At 51.6% G+C, this 19,700-nt stretch carries 15 protein-coding genes; 9 read left to right on the plus strand and 6 right to left on the minus strand.

The window, feature by feature from the left end:
* Positions 1–72 precede the first annotated feature (72 nt).
* Positions 73–1,755, minus strand: coding sequence for a methyl-accepting chemotaxis protein (locus tag WCT94_RS10455; protein WP_336869509.1), 1,683 nt, complete (start codon positions 1,753–1,755; stop codon positions 73–75).
* A 691-nt stretch (positions 1,756–2,446) separates the two neighbouring features.
* Between WCT94_RS10455 and ptrR the strand changes: the two genes are divergently transcribed.
* From ptrR to WCT94_RS10480, 5 genes are all read left to right on the plus strand, one after another.
* The gene (gene ptrR / locus WCT94_RS10460) at positions 2,447–3,337 is read left to right on the plus strand and encodes a putrescine utilization regulator PtrR (RefSeq protein ID WP_336869510.1); all 891 of its coding nucleotides are present in this window, start codon (positions 2,447–2,449) and stop codon (positions 3,335–3,337) included.
* A 113-nt stretch (positions 3,338–3,450) separates the two neighbouring features.
* Positions 3,451–4,572: an S-(hydroxymethyl)glutathione dehydrogenase/class III alcohol dehydrogenase gene (locus WCT94_RS10465; RefSeq protein WP_336869511.1), complete on the plus strand. Its 1,122-nt coding sequence runs from the start codon at positions 3,451–3,453 to the stop codon at positions 4,570–4,572.
* 41 nt (positions 4,573–4,613) lie between these two features.
* A complete protein-coding gene (gene fghA, locus WCT94_RS10470; RefSeq protein WP_336869512.1) occupies positions 4,614–5,459 on the plus strand; it encodes an S-formylglutathione hydrolase in 846 nt (281 codons plus the stop codon).
* Between the two features lie 157 nt (positions 5,460–5,616).
* Positions 5,617–6,261 carry a glutathione S-transferase gene (locus tag WCT94_RS10475; RefSeq protein WP_336869514.1) on the plus strand — a complete coding sequence of 215 codons (645 nt, stop codon included), beginning with the start codon at positions 5,617–5,619 and terminating at the stop codon, positions 6,259–6,261.
* A gap of 222 nt (positions 6,262–6,483) precedes the next feature.
* Entirely contained in the window at positions 6,484–6,696 is a 213-nt protein-coding gene (locus WCT94_RS10480) for a KTSC domain-containing protein (RefSeq protein ID WP_102118839.1), read from the plus strand.
* 64 nt (positions 6,697–6,760) lie between these two features.
* Here the strand turns inward: WCT94_RS10480 and WCT94_RS10485 are convergent, their stop codons facing one another.
* Positions 6,761–7,849, minus strand: coding sequence for an oxidoreductase (locus WCT94_RS10485; protein WP_336869515.1), 1,089 nt, complete (start codon positions 7,847–7,849; stop codon positions 6,761–6,763).
* Between the two features lie 271 nt (positions 7,850–8,120).
* Here WCT94_RS10485 and WCT94_RS10490 point away from each other — a divergent pair, with 271 nt between their 5' ends.
* Entirely contained in the window at positions 8,121–9,632 is a 1,512-nt protein-coding gene (locus WCT94_RS10490; protein ID WP_336869516.1) for a sugar ABC transporter ATP-binding protein, read from the plus strand.
* Positions 9,633–9,703: 71 nt separating this feature from the next.
* On the plus strand, positions 9,704–10,624 hold the full coding sequence (locus tag WCT94_RS10495; protein ID WP_219634711.1) for an ABC transporter permease: 921 nt from the start codon (positions 9,704–9,706) through the stop codon (positions 10,622–10,624).
* Positions 10,625–11,039: 415 nt separating this feature from the next.
* Here the strand turns inward: WCT94_RS10495 and WCT94_RS10500 are convergent, their stop codons facing one another.
* The 4 genes from WCT94_RS10500 to yieE form a co-directional block, all read right to left on the minus strand.
* Entirely contained in the window at positions 11,040–12,029 is a 990-nt protein-coding gene (locus WCT94_RS10500; RefSeq protein WP_336869517.1) for a 2-hydroxyacid dehydrogenase, read from the minus strand.
* Between the two features lie 470 nt (positions 12,030–12,499).
* Positions 12,500–14,629 carry a TonB-dependent receptor gene (locus WCT94_RS10505; RefSeq protein ID WP_336869518.1) on the minus strand — a complete coding sequence of 710 codons (2,130 nt, stop codon included), beginning with the start codon at positions 14,627–14,629 and terminating at the stop codon, positions 12,500–12,502.
* 341 nt (positions 14,630–14,970) lie between these two features.
* On the minus strand, positions 14,971–16,446 hold the full coding sequence (locus WCT94_RS10510; RefSeq protein WP_336869519.1) for an amino acid permease: 1,476 nt from the start codon (positions 16,444–16,446) through the stop codon (positions 14,971–14,973).
* 135 nt (positions 16,447–16,581) lie between these two features.
* Positions 16,582–17,454, minus strand: a complete 873-nt coding sequence (yieE, locus tag WCT94_RS10515; RefSeq protein WP_319847412.1) for a DNA-binding transcriptional regulator YeiE — start codon at positions 17,452–17,454, stop codon at positions 16,582–16,584.
* A gap of 118 nt (positions 17,455–17,572) precedes the next feature.
* Here yieE and WCT94_RS10520 point away from each other — a divergent pair, with 118 nt between their 5' ends.
* Together WCT94_RS10520 and nfo are read left to right on the plus strand one after the other, a co-directional pair.
* Complete coding sequence (locus tag WCT94_RS10520; protein WP_336869520.1) at positions 17,573–18,646, plus strand: YeiH family protein; 1,074 nt, start codon at positions 17,573–17,575, stop codon at positions 18,644–18,646.
* A gap of 79 nt (positions 18,647–18,725) precedes the next feature.
* Positions 18,726–19,571, plus strand: a complete 846-nt coding sequence (gene nfo / locus WCT94_RS10525; protein ID WP_336869521.1) for a deoxyribonuclease IV — start codon at positions 18,726–18,728, stop codon at positions 19,569–19,571.
* Positions 19,572–19,700: the final 129 nt, after the last annotated feature.

The raw sequence follows: 19,700 nt of genomic DNA on the forward strand, positions 1-19,700 counted from the left end.
CCAGTGCTTTTAGCAATAAATCACCTGATTTTTGCGGTCATCAGCGCGCTGACGCCGCGTGTCGTGCGATTATCAGAAGGTTTCCCAGTTGTCGTTAGCATTACCTTTTTTACCGCCAGCAGCCGCTAATAGCATCGGCTTCTCCACCGCTGACGCGCTCTCCGCCAGACGCTGCTGAGGGCGACGATGCGCCTCTGCGGCCGACAGCTGGAATACCGATACAGCCTCGGTCAACTGGCGAGCCTGATCTTCCAGCGAGGCAGCAGCGGCAGCAGACTCCTGCACCAGCGCGGAGTTCTGTTGTGTCACACCATCCATTTCGGTCACCGCCTGACCAATTTGCGTAATACCGCGGCTCTGCTCATCCGACGCCGAGGCGATTTCACCCATCAGATCGTTCACCCGGGTAATCGCAGAAATGATGGAATCCATCGCTTCACCGGTTTGTGTAACCTGATTTGACCCCGTATTGATACGTTCAACCGATTCCGTAATCAGGCTTTCAATTTCTTTCGCCGCCTGAGCACTGCGCTGCGCCAGATTACGAACTTCGCCTGCAACTACCGCAAAACCACGCCCTTGTTCACCGGCTCTGGCCGCTTCCACCGCCGCGTTCAACGCCAGAATGTTGGTCTGGAAGGCAATGCCGTTAATCACGCTGGTGATATCAGCAATTTTCTTCGAGCTGGTCGTAATGCTTGCCATCGTCGCCATCACATCGGCTGTGACGTCGCCCCCTTTCTTCGCCGCAACAGAAGCGTCCTGCGCCAGCTTGGTCGCCTGATGGACGTTATCGGCATTCTGTTTCACCGTCGCGCTCAGCTCTTCCATGCTGGCGGCCGTTTGTTCCAGTGCCGCAGCCTGCTGCTCGGTGCGCGCGGACAAATCGTTATTGCCGCTTTTAATTTCGCTGGAGCCCTGATGAATCGATGCCGAGCTGTCGCGGATAATGGATACCGTATTAACCAGACTGCCCTGCATCTCTTTCAGATAAGGAATCAGCTGCCCAGCACAGTTACGACCAAACTCGTCAATCGGGTGGTTAAGCTGCCCAGCAGCCAGCACCTGAAAATACCCTTTGATCATATTCAACGGCTTAACCAGATAGTGCACCAGATAGCGATCGGTCAGCAGCAGGATTAACAATCCAAGAACCGCCGCCCCCAGCAGGATATGATTACTCCAGCCAACCAGACCGTAGACCTCGCTCATTGACTCCTCTGACGAGGAAAAGATCGCCGCCTGGTATTTCTCCATATTGGCACCGAATGCCACGCTCAACGGCGGATAGGTTTTACGGAAAAGCTGACGGAACTCCTCCTGACGATTCTCACGCGCAGCGTTCAACATCGGCGTCAACCCGTTATCGAGTAACTGGGTCCACGCGGCGATCATATTGTCTGCGGTTTCTTTATCAACGCCAACATGTTCAATACGTTTAAATGCAGCCAGTTGATCTGACGTGATTTTAAATGCTGCGGTTGCAGACGTGAAGACTTTCTCCGCATCGGCGACATCACCCGTTTGTTGGAAATCCATCGAGCGAACGACACGAGTAACCGTACGAAAATATTGGTCATTGCCTTTTACCAGCATCTCTACGTTTTTACGCTGAGTCTCGCTGGATTCCAATAGTTTGGTCATGCTGCTTAATGAGGTGGTGGTAAAGAAAGATGCCCCACCCCATACAGCCAGAAACAGGCCTAATATTGTTAAAAGCATTGCCCTGATGGTGATATTTTTTAAAAAATTCACAGAAGACTCCTATAAATTATCTGGCGATTTTCCTCTGCGCTTTCTACAACATGGCTGCACATTTTTAATTGGAAATACGCCGGGTGTTACGTCATTTAATGAAGAGCAGAGGCTCTCATTAGTTAGAGTTATTTTCCTTTAATGACAAAAAGACACACTTCCTTACAATAACGATAAGGTATTCCTACCATACATTAACATTATCGGCACTTTGGACAGGCACTTTACGCTTTTACATCAACAAATGCGATCAAAATGAAGAAATGCGATAGTTTTTGACTATTGCTTCGCTACAACAATTTATCTACACATTTAACTATTTATTTTAATTATCTATTTATTTCCCCTCCTTCACTATTGCGCCAGGACAAAATACAGTTTTATTTTTCTGTGATTATTCTTATTTTCCATTCTGATCTCATCCGCAGAAAAATATGTCCCTATTAGTTATAAAGTTGATTACGGTGCTATTAATTCAGGCCGGATCGTTTTATCGCTTTCTAAGCCAAAATATTAATCCTGATGATAATTACGCCCCTCATTTTCATCATTCAGGCAAGGTTGCAGGCCGCTGAGTTTACGTTGCCTTCACATCCGAGTGGCTTAAGCCTGTTGCGAAATGCGTAGCTTGCCGCTACACTTCACAAAAAATGAATAATCAAATACCAGTTCATTACAAAAAGAGAAAGATATGGATTTGACCCAGCTCCGCATGTTCTGTCTCGTTGCCGAAACGGGCTCCGTCGCACGCGCCGCGGAACAGCTTCACCGGGTGCCCTCAAATCTGACTACGCGGTTACGCCAGTTGGAACAGGAATTGGGTACCGATCTGTTCATCCGTGAGAAACAACGTCTGCGTCTGTCCCCGATTGGGCACAATTTCTTATGTTATGCGCAGCGCATTCTGGCACTCAGCGAAGAAGCGATCAGCATGACGCGCACGGGTGAACCCGCAGGTAATTTCGCGCTAGGCTCGATGGAAAGCACGGCGGCAACCCGTTTGCCCACGCTATTAGCGGCTTACCATCAGCGTTACCCCAACGTGTCGCTGTCTCTGAACACCGGCACATCCGGGGAAATTATTGAACGCGTGCGCGCGGGAACGCTGGCTGCCGCGTTAGTCGATGGTCCTGTCGTCTACGATGAGCTGAATGGCTGTTCATGCTTTACGGAACGACTCGTGCTGATATCCGACACGACGCACGCGCCGATTAGCCATGCGCGAGATGCCAGCCACGATACGCTGTTTGCTTTCCGCCCCAGCTGTTCCTATCGAAAGCGCCTTGAGAACTGGTTCCGGCAGGATGGCGTGGTACCCGGCACTATCATGGAAATCCACTCATACCATGCCATGCTTGCCTGTGTAGCCAGCGGGGCTGGGCTCGCCATGCTCCCATATGCCATCCTTGAATCGTTGCCCGCTGGCGCGCGTGTTCAGGTACATGAATTACCGCCCGACATCGCCACCGCATCCACGTGGCTCGTCTGGCGGCGTGACGCCTTCGGCCCTAATGTCGAGGCGCTGAAAAAACTCATTATTGAACAGAGCAGCATGATTGAACCACCCGCTCAGCAGGAATAATCCCTTATCTTCCCTGAGCGACCATTTTCAAGACAGGACGACAAGGTGATGAATGCCACGTCCTATCATTCAACTTACAACCCATAACGGAATGCCATTAGGAGTCCTCCACCATGCAAATGATTAAAACCCGTGCCGCCATCGCCTGGGGTCCCAACCAACCCTTGTCGGTTGAAGAAGTGGATCTGATGCCACCGCAGAAAGGTGAAGTTCTGGTACGCATCGTCGCAACTGGCGTGTGTCACACGGATGCCTATACCCTGTCCGGCAAAGATCCTGAAGGCGTATTCCCGGCGATTCTTGGCCATGAAGGCGGTGGGATTGTGGAAGCCATTGGGGAAGGCGTAACCAGCGTTGCCGTCGGCGATCACGTGATTCCGCTGTACACGCCAGAATGTGGCGAATGTAAATTCTGTCGCTCCGGCAAAACCAACCTGTGTCAGGCTATTCGCTCCACGCAGGGCAAAGGCCTGATGCCAGACGGCACTACCCGTTTCTCTAAAAACGGCCAGCCGATTTTCCACTACATGGGCACCTCCACCTTCGCAGAGCACACCGTCGTGCCCGAAATTTCGCTGGCGAAAGTGAATAAAGAAGCGCCGCTGGAAGAAGTTTGCCTGCTGGGCTGCGGCGTAACCACTGGTATGGGTGCCGTGCTGAATACCGCCAAAGTTAAAGCGGGCGATACCGTTGCGATTTTCGGTCTCGGCGGCATTGGTTTGTCGGCCATTATCGGCGCGCAAATGGCCGGTGCCGGACGCATCATCGGTATCGATCTCAACACCAGCAAATTCGAACTGGCACGTAAACTGGGTGCTACCGATCTGATCAACCCGAAAGATTACGATAAGCCGATTCAGGACGTCATCGTTGAGCTGACCGATGGCGGCGTGGACTTCTCCTTCGAATGTATCGGTAACGTCAATGTCATGCGTTCCGCGCTAGAGTGCTGTCATAAAGGCTGGGGTGAATCCATCATCATCGGCGTAGCAGGTGCAGGCGAAGAGATCGCCACTCGTCCGTTCCAACTGGTGACCGGTCGCGTATGGCGCGGTTCCGCTTTCGGCGGCGTAAAAGGCCGTAGCGAACTGCCAGGCATTGTCGATCGTTACCTGAAAGGCGAGTTCCCGCTGAATGATTTCATCACCCACACCATGGGGCTGGACGACATCAACACCGCATTCGATTTAATGCACGACGGTAAATCGATTCGCTCAGTGATTCATTTCGGTTAATTGCACCACCGTCAGGAACAGAAAAAGGAGGCTGTACAGCGATGACTTCATCACTGGAACTGCTGGAAGAACACCGTATGTTTGGCGGCTGGCAACAGCGCTACCGCCATGTGTCAGACACACTGAACACCGCGATGACGTTCAGCATCTATCTGCCACCGACGCAGGATGACACGCCGCCGCCCGTGCTTTACTGGCTGTCTGGCTTAACCTGCAACGACGAAAATTTTACGACGAAAGCAGGCGCGCAGCGCGTTGCCTCCGAGCTGGGTCTGGTGCTGGTAATGCCGGACACCAGCCCGCGCGGCGATGGCGTCGCGGACGATGCCGGGTACGATTTGGGTCAGGGTGCAGGGTTCTACGTGAATGCCACGCAGGCGCCCTGGTCGGCACACTACCGGATGTATGACTATATCAGCAGTGAACTGCCGGCACTGATTCAGCAGCATTTTAACGTGGCTAGCCGTCAGTCCATCAGCGGGCATTCGATGGGCGGGCACGGCGCGCTGATGCTGGCGCTACGCAATCCGGAAAAATTCCAGTCTGCATCCGCGTTTGCACCGATCGTTAACCCAAGTCAGGTTCCCTGGGGACGCAAGGCGCTTACCGCCTATCTCGGCGAGGATGAGACGCAGTGGTTGCAGTATGATAGCTGCCATTTACTGGCAAATAGTCAGAAGAAACTACCAATACTGGTCGATCAGGGAGACTGTGATCAGTTCCTTCCTGACCAGTTGCAACCCGCGAAGCTTGAAGAACTGGCAAGCCAGTATGCCTGGCCGCTAACGCTGCGGACACAGTCCGGCTATGACCACAGCTATTTCTTCATCGCCAGTTTCATCGAGGATCACCTGCGCTTCCACGCCCGCTATTTATTGGAAGACTAGCTGTCCGAATAATAGTGCTATGCTTACCTCGTTGAGCGCCGCGCTCAGGAATCTCCTGAGCGCGTTTTCTCTCCCAATCGTCATAATCTCTGAATAACACGAGCGCACCTGCCGCGTGCGGCCTTAACGGATCAAAAAAGAAAAAAAGGAAACCTTGATGATACACGTTCATCACCTCGAGAAATCCCGTTCGACCCGCGTGACCTGGTTGTTGGAAGAGCTGGGCGTTGATTATGAAATCATTCGCTACGCACGTGACCCAAAAACGCTTAGTGCTCCCGCATCGCTCAAACAAATCCACCCGTTAGGGAAATCACCGGTGATTACCGATGGCGAACTCACCGTTGCCGAATCCGGGGCCATTGTGGAATACCTGATTGAAACTTACGGTAACGGCAGACTCCGTCCACAGAGCGGACAAGCGCTACTGGACTATCGCTTCTGGCTGCATTTCGCTGAGGGTTCACTCATGCCGCTGCTGGTAATGCGTTTAGTCTTGGCAAAAACAGAATCCGCACCGATGCCATTTTTCATCCGCCCTATCGCACGCAAAATTGTGCAGAGCATCGAGCAGGCCTTTATTGTGCCGAGGCTGACGACACAGTTGCAGTTCATCGAACAGCATTTGAGTACACAAGAGTGGTTTGCAGGAGCGTCGCTCAGCGGTGCCGATATACAAATGGCCGTCCCGCTGGTGTTGGCGAAAACGCGTCTGGATTTCAGCCGTTATCCGCATATCCAGCAATACATTGAACGGGTAGAAAGCCAACCAGCGTTTCAACGGGCTATCGCTCAGGATTAATGGGGAAATCAGAGCATCTCCTCATCGGTGATAAATAGCAAACCGGTCAGGAGCGACAGAGAAAGAATTCTGTGAGCGTTTACTGATTATTCATGATCTAATAACGATATGCTGCTGTTTACCCCCGATATATTTCGAGCTATAACACAATATAGCCAGAGGGCCCGAAAGAGGGTGGAATCCCGTCAGGATGCGGCATTGACACGTTGGGAGTGATTAATTTTGCAGAGAAAACGCGTTTCATCAGCAGAGTTGTTTTCAGTCGGATACGATGCAGAAAAAAGCCAATTGGAAGTCGAATTGCTAAATGGGAGCATCTATCTCTACAGCGGCGTAGCACGCATGATTTATGAAGAGCTGATGGCCAGCAAGACGAAGTACCGTTACTACGCCAGCTTTATCAAAAACTCATTCCCCTACGAGAAAACGCAGTAGTTTTTGAAGATAAAGAATAGTCTTTAGGGCGGAGAATACTCTCCGCCCTTCTCTTTCTACCCGGTTATTCCCCAGTCGACTCAACGGTGTTAAACGCTGCCAGCAGAACCTCTTCATTAAGCGCCAACGGCAGATAATGAATGGATTCCCCCGCCTGCAAGGTTCGAGCAATCACGGCCTGAAGCGACGCACGATCGTGAATATCTACATCCAGTGCGGCCAACGAGGTCGGCAAACCAAATGCCTTAAACGCCGCTTTCAGTTGGCTCAGCGTTTCACGATCCCCCAGCAAAGCACTCTGCACCAAAATGCCATAGGCCACTTTAGTACCGTGCAGAAAGCGTTCCGTTTGCGGCAATACCGTCAAACCGTTATGCACCGCATGCGCCGCTGCCACACGGGTGTAACGCTCACCCAACCCGCCAACCATGCCGCCTCCGGCAATGATCGCATCGACCACATCCAGAAAATCCTGCGTCAGTTCACCACGCTCGACGGCTTCCAGCGCCGCCGCACTTTGTTGCAGCAACACATTGCGGATATCCAGCGCGGCTTGTAGCCCGAGCCGCACAGAAAGCGGCAGCGTTTCTGGCTGAGGACTAAGCACAACGGCTTCATACCACTTCGCCAGCGTATCGCCGACGCCAGCCAAGAGGTATTCCACCGGTGCCGCCAGCAAAATTCGCGGTTCCACCAATACCAGATGGTTAGCGTCAGTGAAAATCTCGAAGCGCAGTGCCTGTCCGGCATCGTTATACCAGACGGACAGTGGCGTCCAGGCCGCGCAGGTCGCTGCAATAGTCGGAATAGCCACCAGCGGCACGCCAATGTGACGCGCGGCCACCTTCGCCGTATCCAGCACCGCCCCGCCACCGACGCCAATGACAACCTGACAGTCATCACCCGCCTGTGCGACCAGTTTTGCAACTTCACCTTCACTGCAATGCGCCCCAAACTGAACGCGTCGGGCTGACGGCGCGTCGAACTCGGCGGGCAAATACGGCCGCGCCGCCGCAATCGCCCGCTCGCCGTAGATCCACAGTGCGTTTTTCAACACCTCTGGCGGATAAAACTCCAGCAGCTTATCGATAGCGCCAGAGAAAGAAAAATAGTTGGCGGGGCCAACCTGTACGCGGACTGTCGTTGTATGCATGTTTGAATCTTCCTCTCCGCCCACTCTCGTGAACACGGCTCTTATTTTATCTTATGTTTGTTTGGTAGATGAATCTGCTGCGCTACCCTATTGATAATTCCATCTTATTCACTTGCTTGCGGCAGCTTAAGAACTTTTTTACTTAATTTATGCTTTTCCGTTCATAGCCAACCAATCTCAAACACTTGAAGCTGTATTAAATTCTCTGAGATATGTGCTACCTTTCTTTTCCGTTATTTCATGACCCTGACCGCCAAGAGCGTTACCGACCATGATCCCTACCTCCCAAAGCCGACTGGAAATGCAAAACATTTCCATCTCCTTTTCTGGTTTCCACGCCCTCAAGCAGGTTAATTTCACACTGGAAGGTGGTTCGATTCATGCCCTGACTGGCGCAAACGGCGCGGGTAAATCCACGCTCATGACGATCTTATCAGGCGCTTACGATCACTATCAGGGCGACATCCTGATTAATGGCAAGCAGGTCGACGTCCATTCACCGCGTGATGCCAAGCGGTACGGTATTCATCTGGTGCAGCAGGAAGTTGATGTCGCGCTGGTTCCCACGCTGTCCGTGGCGGAAAACATTATGCTGGATACGCTGGCGCAGGACGGGCATCTGCTGAGCTGGCCGCAGATATACCGGCAGGCGCAGGCGCTGCTCGATCAGCTTGGCGTTCACCTGAATGTTCGCCAGCGGCTGGATACCTGTTCGCTGGCCGAGAAACAGCAAATTCTGCTCGCCCGCGCCTTGTCCCACGAGTGTCGTTTCCTGATTTTAGATGAACCCACTGCCCCGCTGGATCAAGCTGAAAGCGCGCGCCTCTTCGAGGTCGTTCGCCGTTTACAGGCCGATGGTATCGGGATCGTGTTTATTTCCCACCGTATTCATGAGCTGAGCGAAATCTGCGATACGTTGACCGTTCTGCGTGACGGCGAGTTTGTCAGCAGCGGCGCAATGCAAGGACTTAGCGGTGAAGCGATCGTGGAGAGAATGCTGGGGCACCGGCTTGACGATATCTTCCCACCGCGCCGAGCGACACCTGCCGCAGAGACACTGCTTCAGGTCACCGGTTTACACGACGAAACGCTGCTGCACAATATTTCTCTTACGCTACGCAAAGGAGAAATTCTGGGCATTGCCGGGCTGGCTGGCGCGGGGAAAACCGAGCTGTGTAAAGCGCTGTTCGGTGCGGAACCCTGCCAAATCGCACAAGGTGAATATCGCGGTAGACCCTGGCGACCGCATTCGCCACACCAGTCCGTCGAACAGGGTCTGGCGCTGGTTCCCGAAGAGCGGCGTAAAGAAGGCATTTTTATTGATGAATCTGTCACCATGAATCTGAGCATCACCGCCACCGACAGTTTTTCCCGCTGGGGTATTTTCAGCCGCAGCAAGGCTGTTAGCTGGGCGAAACGGATCGTTGATCAGCTTGCGGTTCGCACCACCGGTCCGGCGCAAAAGCTGGCACGCCTGTCAGGTGGGAATCAGCAAAAAGTGGCTATCGGCAAGTGGTTACGCAGTGAAGCACAGGTTCTGATTTTTGACGAACCGACCAAAGGCGTTGATATCAAGGCCAAACAGGACTTGTTCACGCTGATTGACGGCCTCGCCCGTCAGGGAAAAGGCATTATTTATGCCTCGGGCGAGTTTTCCGAACTTGTCGGACTCTGCGATCGCATCTGCGTGCTCTGGGATGGCCGCATTGTCGCAGAGCTGAACGCCGCTGAGATTGACGAAGAAACCTTACTTTTATATTCAACTGGAGGAACTCCCGCGTGAGTCACCCACTTTCATCTAACGGGGCGCTCCCCTTCCGTCACCACGTTTTTGAGTTTCTCTATAAGTGGGGCATGCTGATCACGGTTGTCGCGCTGATTGCGCTCTTCGGGCTGGCATCAGACAACTTTCTCGATCCGTATAACATCATCAATATTCTGCGCTCTATCGCCATCGTCACGGTGATTGCGATTGGTGTTTCGATTTCGCTGTCCGTCGGCGGGTTTGACCTTTCCGTGGGGTCAACGGCGTCGCTGGCTAATGCGCTGGTGATCTCGCTGTTTGTCTGGCATGGATTCGGCACCACCGGTGCGATCGTCCTGACGCTGCTGCTGTGTACGCTGGTTGGGCTATTCAACGCCTTTCTTATCGTCGTACTGAAGATTCCCGATATGCTGGCAACGCTCGCCAGCCTGTTCGTCATTCAGGGCGTCGCGATGACCTACAGCTATGGCGGCTCCATCACGCAAAACATGGTGTTGCCCAGCGGCGAGATGGCTGAGGGCGTTATTCCTGAGTTCTTTGCCACACTGGGTCAGGTACCGGTCATTGTGGTCATCATGCTGGCGGTAACGGTGTTAGTGCAGCTGTATCTGTCCCTAACCAAACACGGTCGCCGGATGTATGCCATCGGCGGCAACCCGGAAGCCGCTCGACTTGCTGGCATTCGCACCGCGCGTTATCGGGTACAGGCGTATGTGTTTTCTTCATTACTCGCGGCGCTGGGCGGCATTTTACTGGCATCACGCATCGGATCTTCTCAGGTCAATGCCGGAGGCGGCTATTTGATGGATGCCGTTGCCGCTGCCTACATTGGTTTCTCGCTGGCGGGATCCGGCAAACCGAACGCGCTGGGTACGCTGCTCGGTGCCGTTATTCTTGGCGTCTTGCAGAATGGCCTGGTGATGCTCTCCGTGCCTTACTACGCCATGGATATCATCAAAGGTCTGGTTCTGGCACTCGCGCTGGCAATGACGTATATCCAGAAACGCTGATTCGCACTGACTTCCGCCCCGTTCATCCGAACTCGGGGCGGATTCACAATACAGCCCGTCTCTCCTTCTCCTTCCCTCATTGAATCGGCTTTTTGCATCAACAAATCACACGGCATTCGTTCTATTATTTACTGACGTTATTATTAATAAATAAATATTCCCTCATACAACAAAGAGGCGAATCAGAATAATCACAACGAATAGCGTTTTCGCTTTAGGCCTGATGTGTGGCACTTTCATTCCCTCGCGGATATCTTTATTCCCTCGTGGATATAATGTGCCTGACGCAGATAATCGATGGCAAAAGATTCAATCTGATGAAACGTTCAATTTTGGTAATCAATTAAAATTGATGAATATCATATTTTCGCTGCCGGGCAATATTCCCTCATACCCGGCGAAATCAAAATACCTCTTATTTGTATCCGTTCTGCTGGGCATACTCATCAATATTTTCAATCGTCTTTTCCATCAACAGTTGCAGCGATGAAGCAGACGTCCAGGAGATATGTGGGGTAATCAAAAGGTTCGGCAGGGTTTTCGCCGCGACCATCAATGGATTGTCTTTTGCTGGCGGTTCCTGCGTCAGGCAGTCTAGCGCAGCACCGGCAATGACACGCTGCTGCAAGGCTTCTGCCAGCGCGCGCTCATCGATCAGCCCGCCTCTGGCAGTGTTAATAATAAACGCAGTGGGCTTACACAGCGCGAGCGTCTCCGCATTAATCAGATGCTGGGTGCTCACATTAAGTGGGCAGTTGAGTGAAATCACATTCGCCAGCCGCAGAACGTCTTCAAACGGCAGATAACCGGCACGACACTGTACGGCCCCACGGTGCTCGGCAAAAATCACCTTCATCCCCAGCGCCTGCGCCAGACGTGCGACCTCCCGCCCAATCGTCCCCGCCCCGATGATGCCCAGCGTAGCACCCGCGATGTCTTTGACGGGATGATCAAAATAAGCAAACTGCGATTGGCTGGCCCAGCGATCGCTCAATTGATCGCGATACCACGCCATCAGGCTGTGCTTTAGCGCGAAAATCATGGCTATCACGTGCTCGGACACAGCCTGCGTCGAGTAGCCCGGTACATTTTTGACCGTGATACCCAGTTCTTTGGCAGCAACAAGGTCGATATTGTCGGTTCCCGTTGCCGTCACCGCAATCAGCTTTAACTCAGGCAACGCGGCCAAGGTGTCTCGCGTTAATAGGGCTTTATTCGTGATGATAACGTGGGTGTCTTTTGCTCGGGCGATAACGTGATCGGGCGAGGTGTAGTTATATTCAATCCATTCATGGCGGCATTGTGGCCGCCTAAAAGTCGTCTTTTTCAGGAAAATGGTTTCAGGCAGTGAGCCTTTATCCAAAAAGGTAATTTTTAACATCATCGTGCCCTGGTTGCTATTCATACACTGATTGCCGATTGCAGATATCAAGCGTTCCGCAATCGGCAATCACGACAGGTATTCTCATACAAAAATAATGAATTAAATTCTCTGTACGACACAAGACAACGAACGTATTAATAACGTTACACTTCCTGCCTCATGGGAAATCCATCACTCCGTAACGTGAAGCGTAGTCAGCATTAAAGCAATTAACAATACCTAATATAATGAATTTCATTCATCGACATTGTTAGGCACGATATTCAGAAATATCACAAAAACAATAAAGCCCTGCTGATAATTGCGCATTGTTCTCATGACATCGGCAAAGAGATGGCGGTAATAAGGGGCACAACTACGCCCCGTAGTTAATCAGAAAGAATACATTCGCGAGAAAAACAGCAGAAGTGGTGCCATGTCATTGGAGAAAGGAAGTCAGCGAGAGGCATAATACCCCGGAACAAGTTAACTCATTCCGGGGAGAGGTTTCATCAGAAGTTGACGTTTACCGATACCCAGTAGTTACGACCCGGCAGTACGGAGCCCGTAGTAACCTGGCTTGACGTAAAGTAATCGCCAGCCGTCGTGGTATCCGTACCAACAGGGAAAACATAGGTTTTAGTGAAGTCTTTATCTAACAGGTTATTGACTGACCCATTCAATGTCACTGCTTTAGAAATCTTATACGATCCGCCCAGATTTACGACGGTAAATGATTTGAAATCCGAGCCAAGATTGTCATAGACGACTCTGTTTGCTTGGTTGCTTGCTGCGGCAAGCGTGGAATAATTTTCCGTAAAGCGTGCCGTTTTACCCCGATATTCAGCTTTAAGCCAGGTACTTAACTGCTCGTTCACATTCCAGTTTAAACGGGCATTTGCCATGTGCTTAGGCGTATTGGTCAAGCGAGCACCGGGATTTTCTCCGCCTTTCTGCTCGCTGTCAGTAAAGGTGTAATTCACATTCAGCGTCCAGTTATCCGACCATAGCGGGATCGTTGAACCCAGTTCCAAACCTTGTGTATTCGCTTTACCGATATTGCGATAGCTAGACGTTACTGTATCAATGTCGTAATTATCGATCTTATTGCGGAAGCGGTTATGGAAGAGGGTAGCGTTAGTAGAGAAACCGCTAAAATGCTCATAGTACGCACCCAGTTCCGTATTCACGCTTTCTTCTGGCTTCAGATTTGGGTTGCCAATCGTATTGCGCGTGCCTTGTCCTGTTACGCCACTTATCCCGTTATGTAACCGCGCCAATGACGGTGTCTTGTAGCCTGTACTTACCCCACCTTTGATCGTTAATTCATCCAACGCATTCCACACTAAATAGGCACGCGGGCTCACATGACCACCAAATGCTTCATGGTGTTCATAACGAGCACCTGTTGTTAGCGCGAGCGAATCAACAATACGCCATTCATCTTCAGCAAAAAGTGACCACGAATTCTGTTCGAATTTTTCGCCCGTATTCGCCAAAACAATCCCGTCTTTCATGACGGCATTCCAATATTGCCCACCTAACGTCAGTAAATGGCTCTCTCCTAGCGGGCTCACCAGTTTCGTATCAAGGATGTAGTTGGTGTTTTTAAGCTCGCGCTTTTGCCCTGCCGTTGCTGAGCCCGCAGGTACCGTAGAGCGAGGGATCAAACGTCCTTTATTTTCAGTCTGGTTGAAGGACAAGCTCGAATTCCATGTACCAAAATCGAGCTGATTATCACTTCCCAACGTAACCTTACGACGCTCGTAACGCAGTGTATCTTCATAACCGCCGCCCCGAGTAGCTGCTCCCGCGCCAAGCGCGCCAAGCTGTTCTTGCTTGTTATCATATTTCTGGTTGGAGACTTCACCATCGAGCCACAGTGTATTGCGGCTATCTAACAGCCAGGATAGTTTGCCGCCGAGAAGGTAATTATCTGACTTCACGGGATTCGGGCCGCGCGTACTGAGTTCCTGTCCAGTCGAGGATGAACTTACCTCTGACGCATCACGGCGTAAAATATTGGCGCGCAGGGCAAGTCCCAGTTTGTCTTCGATTAGCGCACCGCTGGAATAAATCGAGAATTTGGAAGCGTCACCATAGTCTCTGTCTTCCTGGAAGGTATGATCCAGCGTGATATTCCCAACCCATTCTTTCGACGCTTTTTTGGTGATGATATTGACCACACCGCCCATTGCGTCAGAACCATATAGCGTTGACATCGGCCCACGGATAACTTCAATACGCTCTATCGCCGCCAGCGGGGGAATAAAACTGGTGTTCATCGTACCAAACCCGTTCGGCGTGACATCCGATGAACCGTTCTGGCGAATACCATCAACCAGAATCAGCGTATAGTCACTTGGCATACCGCGAATGCTGATGTCCAAGCCACCAGTCTTACCCGTTGAACTGCGCACATCTACGCCTTCCACGTCGCTGAGCGCTTCGCCAAGATCGTTATATTTACGCTTAGTCAGTTCATCCTGACTGACAACCGAAATACTCGCCGCCGCTTCAGTGATTTTTTGTTCATAGCCAGAAGCCGTCACAACCATCGTATCGTCCTGTGCAGCGATAACAGGTGTAGATACGGTTGTAGCAAGCGCTAATGCCACCGATTTTCTTATATTTATTGCCATGCGTCTGTGTCCTCAAAATGAATGATTTACATTGAGTTTTTTTGTCGGACACATTGTAATGATCGGGAAATGATTGTAAATGAAAATTAAAATCATTTACATGCGCAATAAAAAACAACAAAGACCTAGTTAAAAACCATTTATAAACATACAGTTATACATATAAACTCATCATTAAATCGAATGAATAAAAATTACCCCCGTGAAATCAAGGTGAATAAATTTGATTTAAATCAACATAAATTCATCACGAGAGATAAGCATTGTGGTACTGGAAAAGAAAAAACCAATAAAAAAGGCGACCCCATTAAGGAGTCGCCTGTTAACCGCGCGCTTGCGATTTAGTCTTTATGGTCGGGGAACGTCATATCCTGATACTTGATGAACCGTGTTCCACGGCACAGCTTATAGCCAAACCAAATCAACAGGAACAGCGGGATCCCGATGTACGTCGCCGTCACGCCATACCAGTCGATCTTATCTTCCAGAAATGCCTGATAGTTCTGTCCCAACGTGATGATCAGGCAGAGTACAAACGCAAAGATCGGCCCCAGCGGGAAGAAACTCGATTGATAAGGCAGACGGTTAAGATCGTGGCCCTGCATAACGTATCCGCGACGGAAACGGTAATGACTGATTGCGATCCCCAGCCAGGCAATAAAGCCTGTCATGCCGGACGTATTCAGCAGCCACAGATAAACCGTTTGGTTGCCATACAAAGAAGACAGGAAACACAGCGCCGCCACCACGGTTGTGGCATACAGTGCATTGCGCGGCACGCCGCCTTTTGACAGCCTGGCGAAAATACGCGGCGCTTTACCTTCCGATGCCAGAGTAAACAGCATACGCGTCGAGGCGTACATCCCGGAGTTACCCGCCGACAACACCGCCGTCAGGATGACCGCGTTCATGACGGCAGCAGCAGACAGTAGGCCCGCATTCTCAAACACCAGCGTGAACGGACTTACCGTAATGTCTTTTACGTCATTACGCAGCAGGTTCGGATCGGTATAAGGAATGATTAAGCTGATAATCAGAATCGCGAAGATGTAGAACAACAGGATACGCCAGAAAACCTGACGAATCGCGCGGGGTATGTTTTTCCCTGGATCATGAGATTCTCCCGCCGCCACGCCGATCAGTTCCGTTCCCTGAAAAGAGAAACCGACGATCATCGCCACGCCAATCATCGCGGAAAAGCCCCCGGCAAACGGCGCATCACCGATCTGCCAGTTGTGGAACCCCGCATTTTCCGCACCGCTCATGATGCCCGTAATCATCATCACGCCAACGGCAATGAAAATGATAACTGTCGTCACTTTAATCAGTGAGAACCAGTACTCGGCTTCACCAAACCCTTTCACGGAAATGTAGTTAAGCAGGAACATCAGCGCCAGGAAAAGGGCGCTCCAGATCCAGCCGGAAACCTCAGGGAACCAATATCCCATCACCAACTGCGCGGCGACCAGATCGACCGCGATGGTCACCGCCCAGTTGTACCAATAGTTCCAGCCCAGTGCGAAACCGAACCCTTCTTCAACATAGCGGGAACCGTAGGTAGAAAATGAACCGGACACCGGCATGAACGCCGCCAGTTCGCCCAGACTGGTCATCAGGAAGTAAACCATCAGCCCAATCAGGGCATAAGACAGCAGTGCGCCACCGGGGCCAGCTTGTGAAACCGTCGCACCAGAGGCGACAAATAACCCGGTGCCAATCGATCCGCCAATGGCGATCATCGTTAAATGCCGTGCTTTCAGTTCACGGCGCAGGGTCGGTGCGCCCTGTGTAGTTTGTTGAATATCGTGCTGAGCCATTGTTATCCTGCGTGCTCGTGCTAAAAATCGAGGCGGGATTGTAGCAAATAGCGTTGTGCTGAATAGTTAAGATCGTCGAGTTATAAGAGAGCTTAATAACTCGCGTCCGATTATTAGCAGCAGAAAATATTTTCGCTATGGCGTTTCGCAGCAATAACTCAGGAAGCGCTGCAGCACATTTGAAAGATGTTTCTGTCGGTGATGTACCAGATACAGCGTCCGCGTGAGTTTAGGCAACGGCACCTTCAACTCCACCAGCGACCCCGACGCCAGCTGTTCGGCAATGACATGTCGCGACAGGCAGCTGATGCCAATTCCGTGGCGAACCGCATGTTTAATCGCCTCCGAATTACCTAATTCCATGACCAGATGAAAATGCGACAGGTGCGTCAGCAGCAGATGATCCAGCACTTCGCGCGTACCAGAGCCACGTTCACGTAGGATCCAATGCGCATCCGCCAGCGCGGCTAATGATACCGAACCCCGGCTGAGCGGATGTTCAGGAGAGCAAAAGACCACCAACTCGTCTTCCAGCCAGGGCTGCGTAATCAAATCAGGATGGTGGCAAGGGCCTTCAATCAAACCTAAATCGACGCTGAATTCAGACACGCGGGTGATCACATCTTTCGTATTGCCAACATGCAGCTCCAGCGGAATTTCAGGGTAGTCATGGCGATAGCGAGCAATCATGGCGGGCAACAGGTAGTTGCCGATGGTGCTGCTGGCATATATACGCAGCGCCCCATTATCACGGCGGAAAAGCTGTTCAATTTCCATCGACTGTTCAAGTAATGCCAGCGCCTTGGGGTACAGCAAGCGGCCATGTTCATTGACCACCAGACGTTTGCCAACGCGATCGAAAAGTTGAACACCCAACTGCCCTTCTAAATCCGCCAGCGCGGCGCTCACAGCCGATTGAGACAGGGCAAGCACAACGGACGCCTGTGTCGTTGAACCACTTTTCAGGACTTCGGCAAAGACTTCCAGCTGACGTAACGTGATATGCATAGTGCGCTCTTTATCTGAAATACCTATAGGTTATAAATATATAATCAATTTCTCTTTTAATCTCGTGGATTATAAGCTGGCTTCTCAATTCGGTACGGTCAGAATAGGCACCAAACCCATGGCTCTTCCTGCAACGTTACAAGCGATGGTTCCACCCAATGGAGCAAAAGCGCGATTACCCGGTCTGCTGTTAGTAAGTTTAATAACTTTTTCACTCCTCTGGCTGGCAAATATTCCGAAAATCGCCCACTGGGGACCGGGTTCACTGACATTAGCGATCCTGATGGGGATCGTGCTGGGAAACAGCGTTTATCCACGGCTTCATCCGCTGTGCGACCCTGGTGTGCTGTGGGTCAAACAGCATTTACTCCGCTGGGGCATCATACTTTATGGCTTTCGTCTCAGCTTTCAGCAGATTACCGCCGTTGGCGTGACTGGCGTCGCCGTCGACCTTACCGTGGTCACGCTGACGTTTTTGCTCGCCTGCTGGATGGGCAAACGCTGGCTGAAGCTCGACAATGAAACCGTGATACTCATCGGTGCTGGCAGCAGCATCTGCGGCGCGGCGGCGATCATGGCAACCGCACCCGTTGTCAAAGCATCCAGCAATGCCATTGCCGTCGCCGTTTCCACCGTGGTGATTTTCGGTACGACAGCCATGTTTTTGTATCCGTGGCTCTATCAGCTCAATCTCGATCATCACTGGATTAACGTCACGCCGCAGATCGCTGGCCTGTACTTTGGCTCGACGATACATGAAGTCGCTCAGGTCGTTGCCGCCGGACATGCTGTCGATGGTGCCACAGAAAATATCGCCGTCATCAGCAAAATGCTGCGCGTGATGATGTTGGCGCCTTTCCTTGTCATTCTTGGGTTTTGCCTGAAAAAGGCGACGCAAAAAAGTGATGTGCAAGACGCGGTTCCACTGATGTTCCCGTGGTTTGCCTTGGGATTTATCGCCGTGGCCGCCTTCAATTCCTTCCAGCTCCTTTCCCCCGTCGTCGTCACGCAACTGGTCCAGCTTGATAATCTACTACTCACCATGGCGATGGTTGCGCTGGGGCTCACCACCCGCTTCAGTGCCATCCGTCAGGCCGGCGCAAAACCGCTGCTGCTGGCCCTCATTCTGTTTATCTGGCTGGTGGTTGGCGGTGCAGGCATCAATCTGTTCTTCGAGCATTTATTCGGCTAACGATAAATTATTTACCTGTTAACGTCCGATTAACGTGCCCGACGGTGCCATAATGTCTCCGTTACCAAAGGAGACCAACATGAAATACATCGGGGCGCACGTTAGCGCATCTGGCGGGGTCGATCAGGCCGTGATTCGCGCTCATGAGATAAAGGCGACGGCTTTCGCGTTGTTTACCAAGAACCAGCGCCAATGGCAGGCTGCACCGCTCAGCACCGAGGTCATTGACCGTTTTAAAGCCGCCTGTGAACAGTACGCTTATACGTCAGCACAGATTCTTCCCCACGACAGTTACCTGATTAATCTGGGCCACCCAGATGCCGAGGCGTTAGAGAAATCACGCATCGCGTTTATTGATGAAATGTCCCGCTGCCAGCAGCTTGGGCTGAGTCTGCTGAATTTTCACCCCGGTAGCCATCTGAAACAGATCGAAGAAGCAGACTGTCTGGCCCGTATTGCCGAGTCCATCAACATTGCGCTGGCGGAAACGGACGGGGTCACCGCCGTGATTGAAAACACCGCCGGACAAGGCAGTAATCTCGGTTTCCGCTTTGAGCATCTGGCGGCCATCATCGATGGCGTAGAAGATAAAAGCCGCGTTGGCGTCTGTATCGATACCTGTCACGCCTTCGCTGGCGGCTACGACCTGCGGACGGAAGCAGATTGCGCGGCCACCTTTGCTGAGTTTGATCGCATTGTTGGGTTCCGCTATCTGCGCGGAATGCACTTGAATGATGCGAAAAGCGCGTTCGCCAGTCGCGTTGACCGGCACCATAGTCTGGGGGAAGGTAATATCGGCAAAACGGCCTTCAGCTATATCATGAAAGATGCCCGCTTTGATGGTATCCCGATGATTCTGGAGACAATCAACCCTGATATCTGGGCCGACGAAATCGCCTGGCTCAAATCCGAAGCCCTATGCTAATTAGTTTTTATCCCAAGCGCAGGTGTGTTTTTAACGTTGCTAGTAGAGTGTGCTGGACGGGGATAATGGGTAGATCGTAAAGACGCTGTGAATACATCCTTGTACGCTCGGATTGCGCAGATATGAATC

The organism is Pectobacterium sp. 1950-15, from assembly GCF_037136835.1.
Taxonomy (GTDB): Bacteria; Pseudomonadota; Gammaproteobacteria; order Enterobacterales; family Enterobacteriaceae; genus Pectobacterium.

Bases quoted from the DNA above. Each gene is read 5' to 3' on its own strand.
- ptrR (WP_336869510.1), top strand. From the start codon at position 2,447: ATGGATTTGACCCAGCTCCGCATGTTCTGTCTCGTTGCCGAAACGGGC.
- WCT94_RS10465 (WP_336869511.1), top strand. From the start codon at position 3,451: ATGCAAATGATTAAAACCCGTGCCGCCATCGCCTGGGGTCCCAACCAA.
- fghA (WP_336869512.1), top strand. From the start codon at position 4,614: ATGACTTCATCACTGGAACTGCTGGAAGAACACCGTATGTTTGGCGGC.
- WCT94_RS10475 (WP_336869514.1), top strand. From the start codon at position 5,617: ATGATACACGTTCATCACCTCGAGAAATCCCGTTCGACCCGCGTGACC.
- WCT94_RS10485 (WP_336869515.1), bottom strand. From the start codon at position 7,849: ATGCATACAACGACAGTCCGCGTACAGGTTGGCCCCGCCAACTATTTT.
- WCT94_RS10490 (WP_336869516.1), top strand. From the start codon at position 8,121: ATGATCCCTACCTCCCAAAGCCGACTGGAAATGCAAAACATTTCCATC.
- WCT94_RS10495 (WP_219634711.1), top strand. From the start codon at position 9,704: ATGCTGATCACGGTTGTCGCGCTGATTGCGCTCTTCGGGCTGGCATCA.
- WCT94_RS10500 (WP_336869517.1), bottom strand. From the start codon at position 12,029: ATGAATAGCAACCAGGGCACGATGATGTTAAAAATTACCTTTTTGGAT.
- WCT94_RS10505 (WP_336869518.1), bottom strand. From the start codon at position 14,629: ATGGCAATAAATATAAGAAAATCGGTGGCATTAGCGCTTGCTACAACC.
- WCT94_RS10510 (WP_336869519.1), bottom strand. From the start codon at position 16,446: ATGGCTCAGCACGATATTCAACAAACTACACAGGGCGCACCGACCCTG.
- yieE (WP_319847412.1), bottom strand. From the start codon at position 17,454: ATGCATATCACGTTACGTCAGCTGGAAGTCTTTGCCGAAGTCCTGAAA.
- WCT94_RS10520 (WP_336869520.1), top strand. From the start codon at position 17,573: ATGGCTCTTCCTGCAACGTTACAAGCGATGGTTCCACCCAATGGAGCA.
- nfo (WP_336869521.1), top strand. From the start codon at position 18,726: ATGAAATACATCGGGGCGCACGTTAGCGCATCTGGCGGGGTCGATCAG.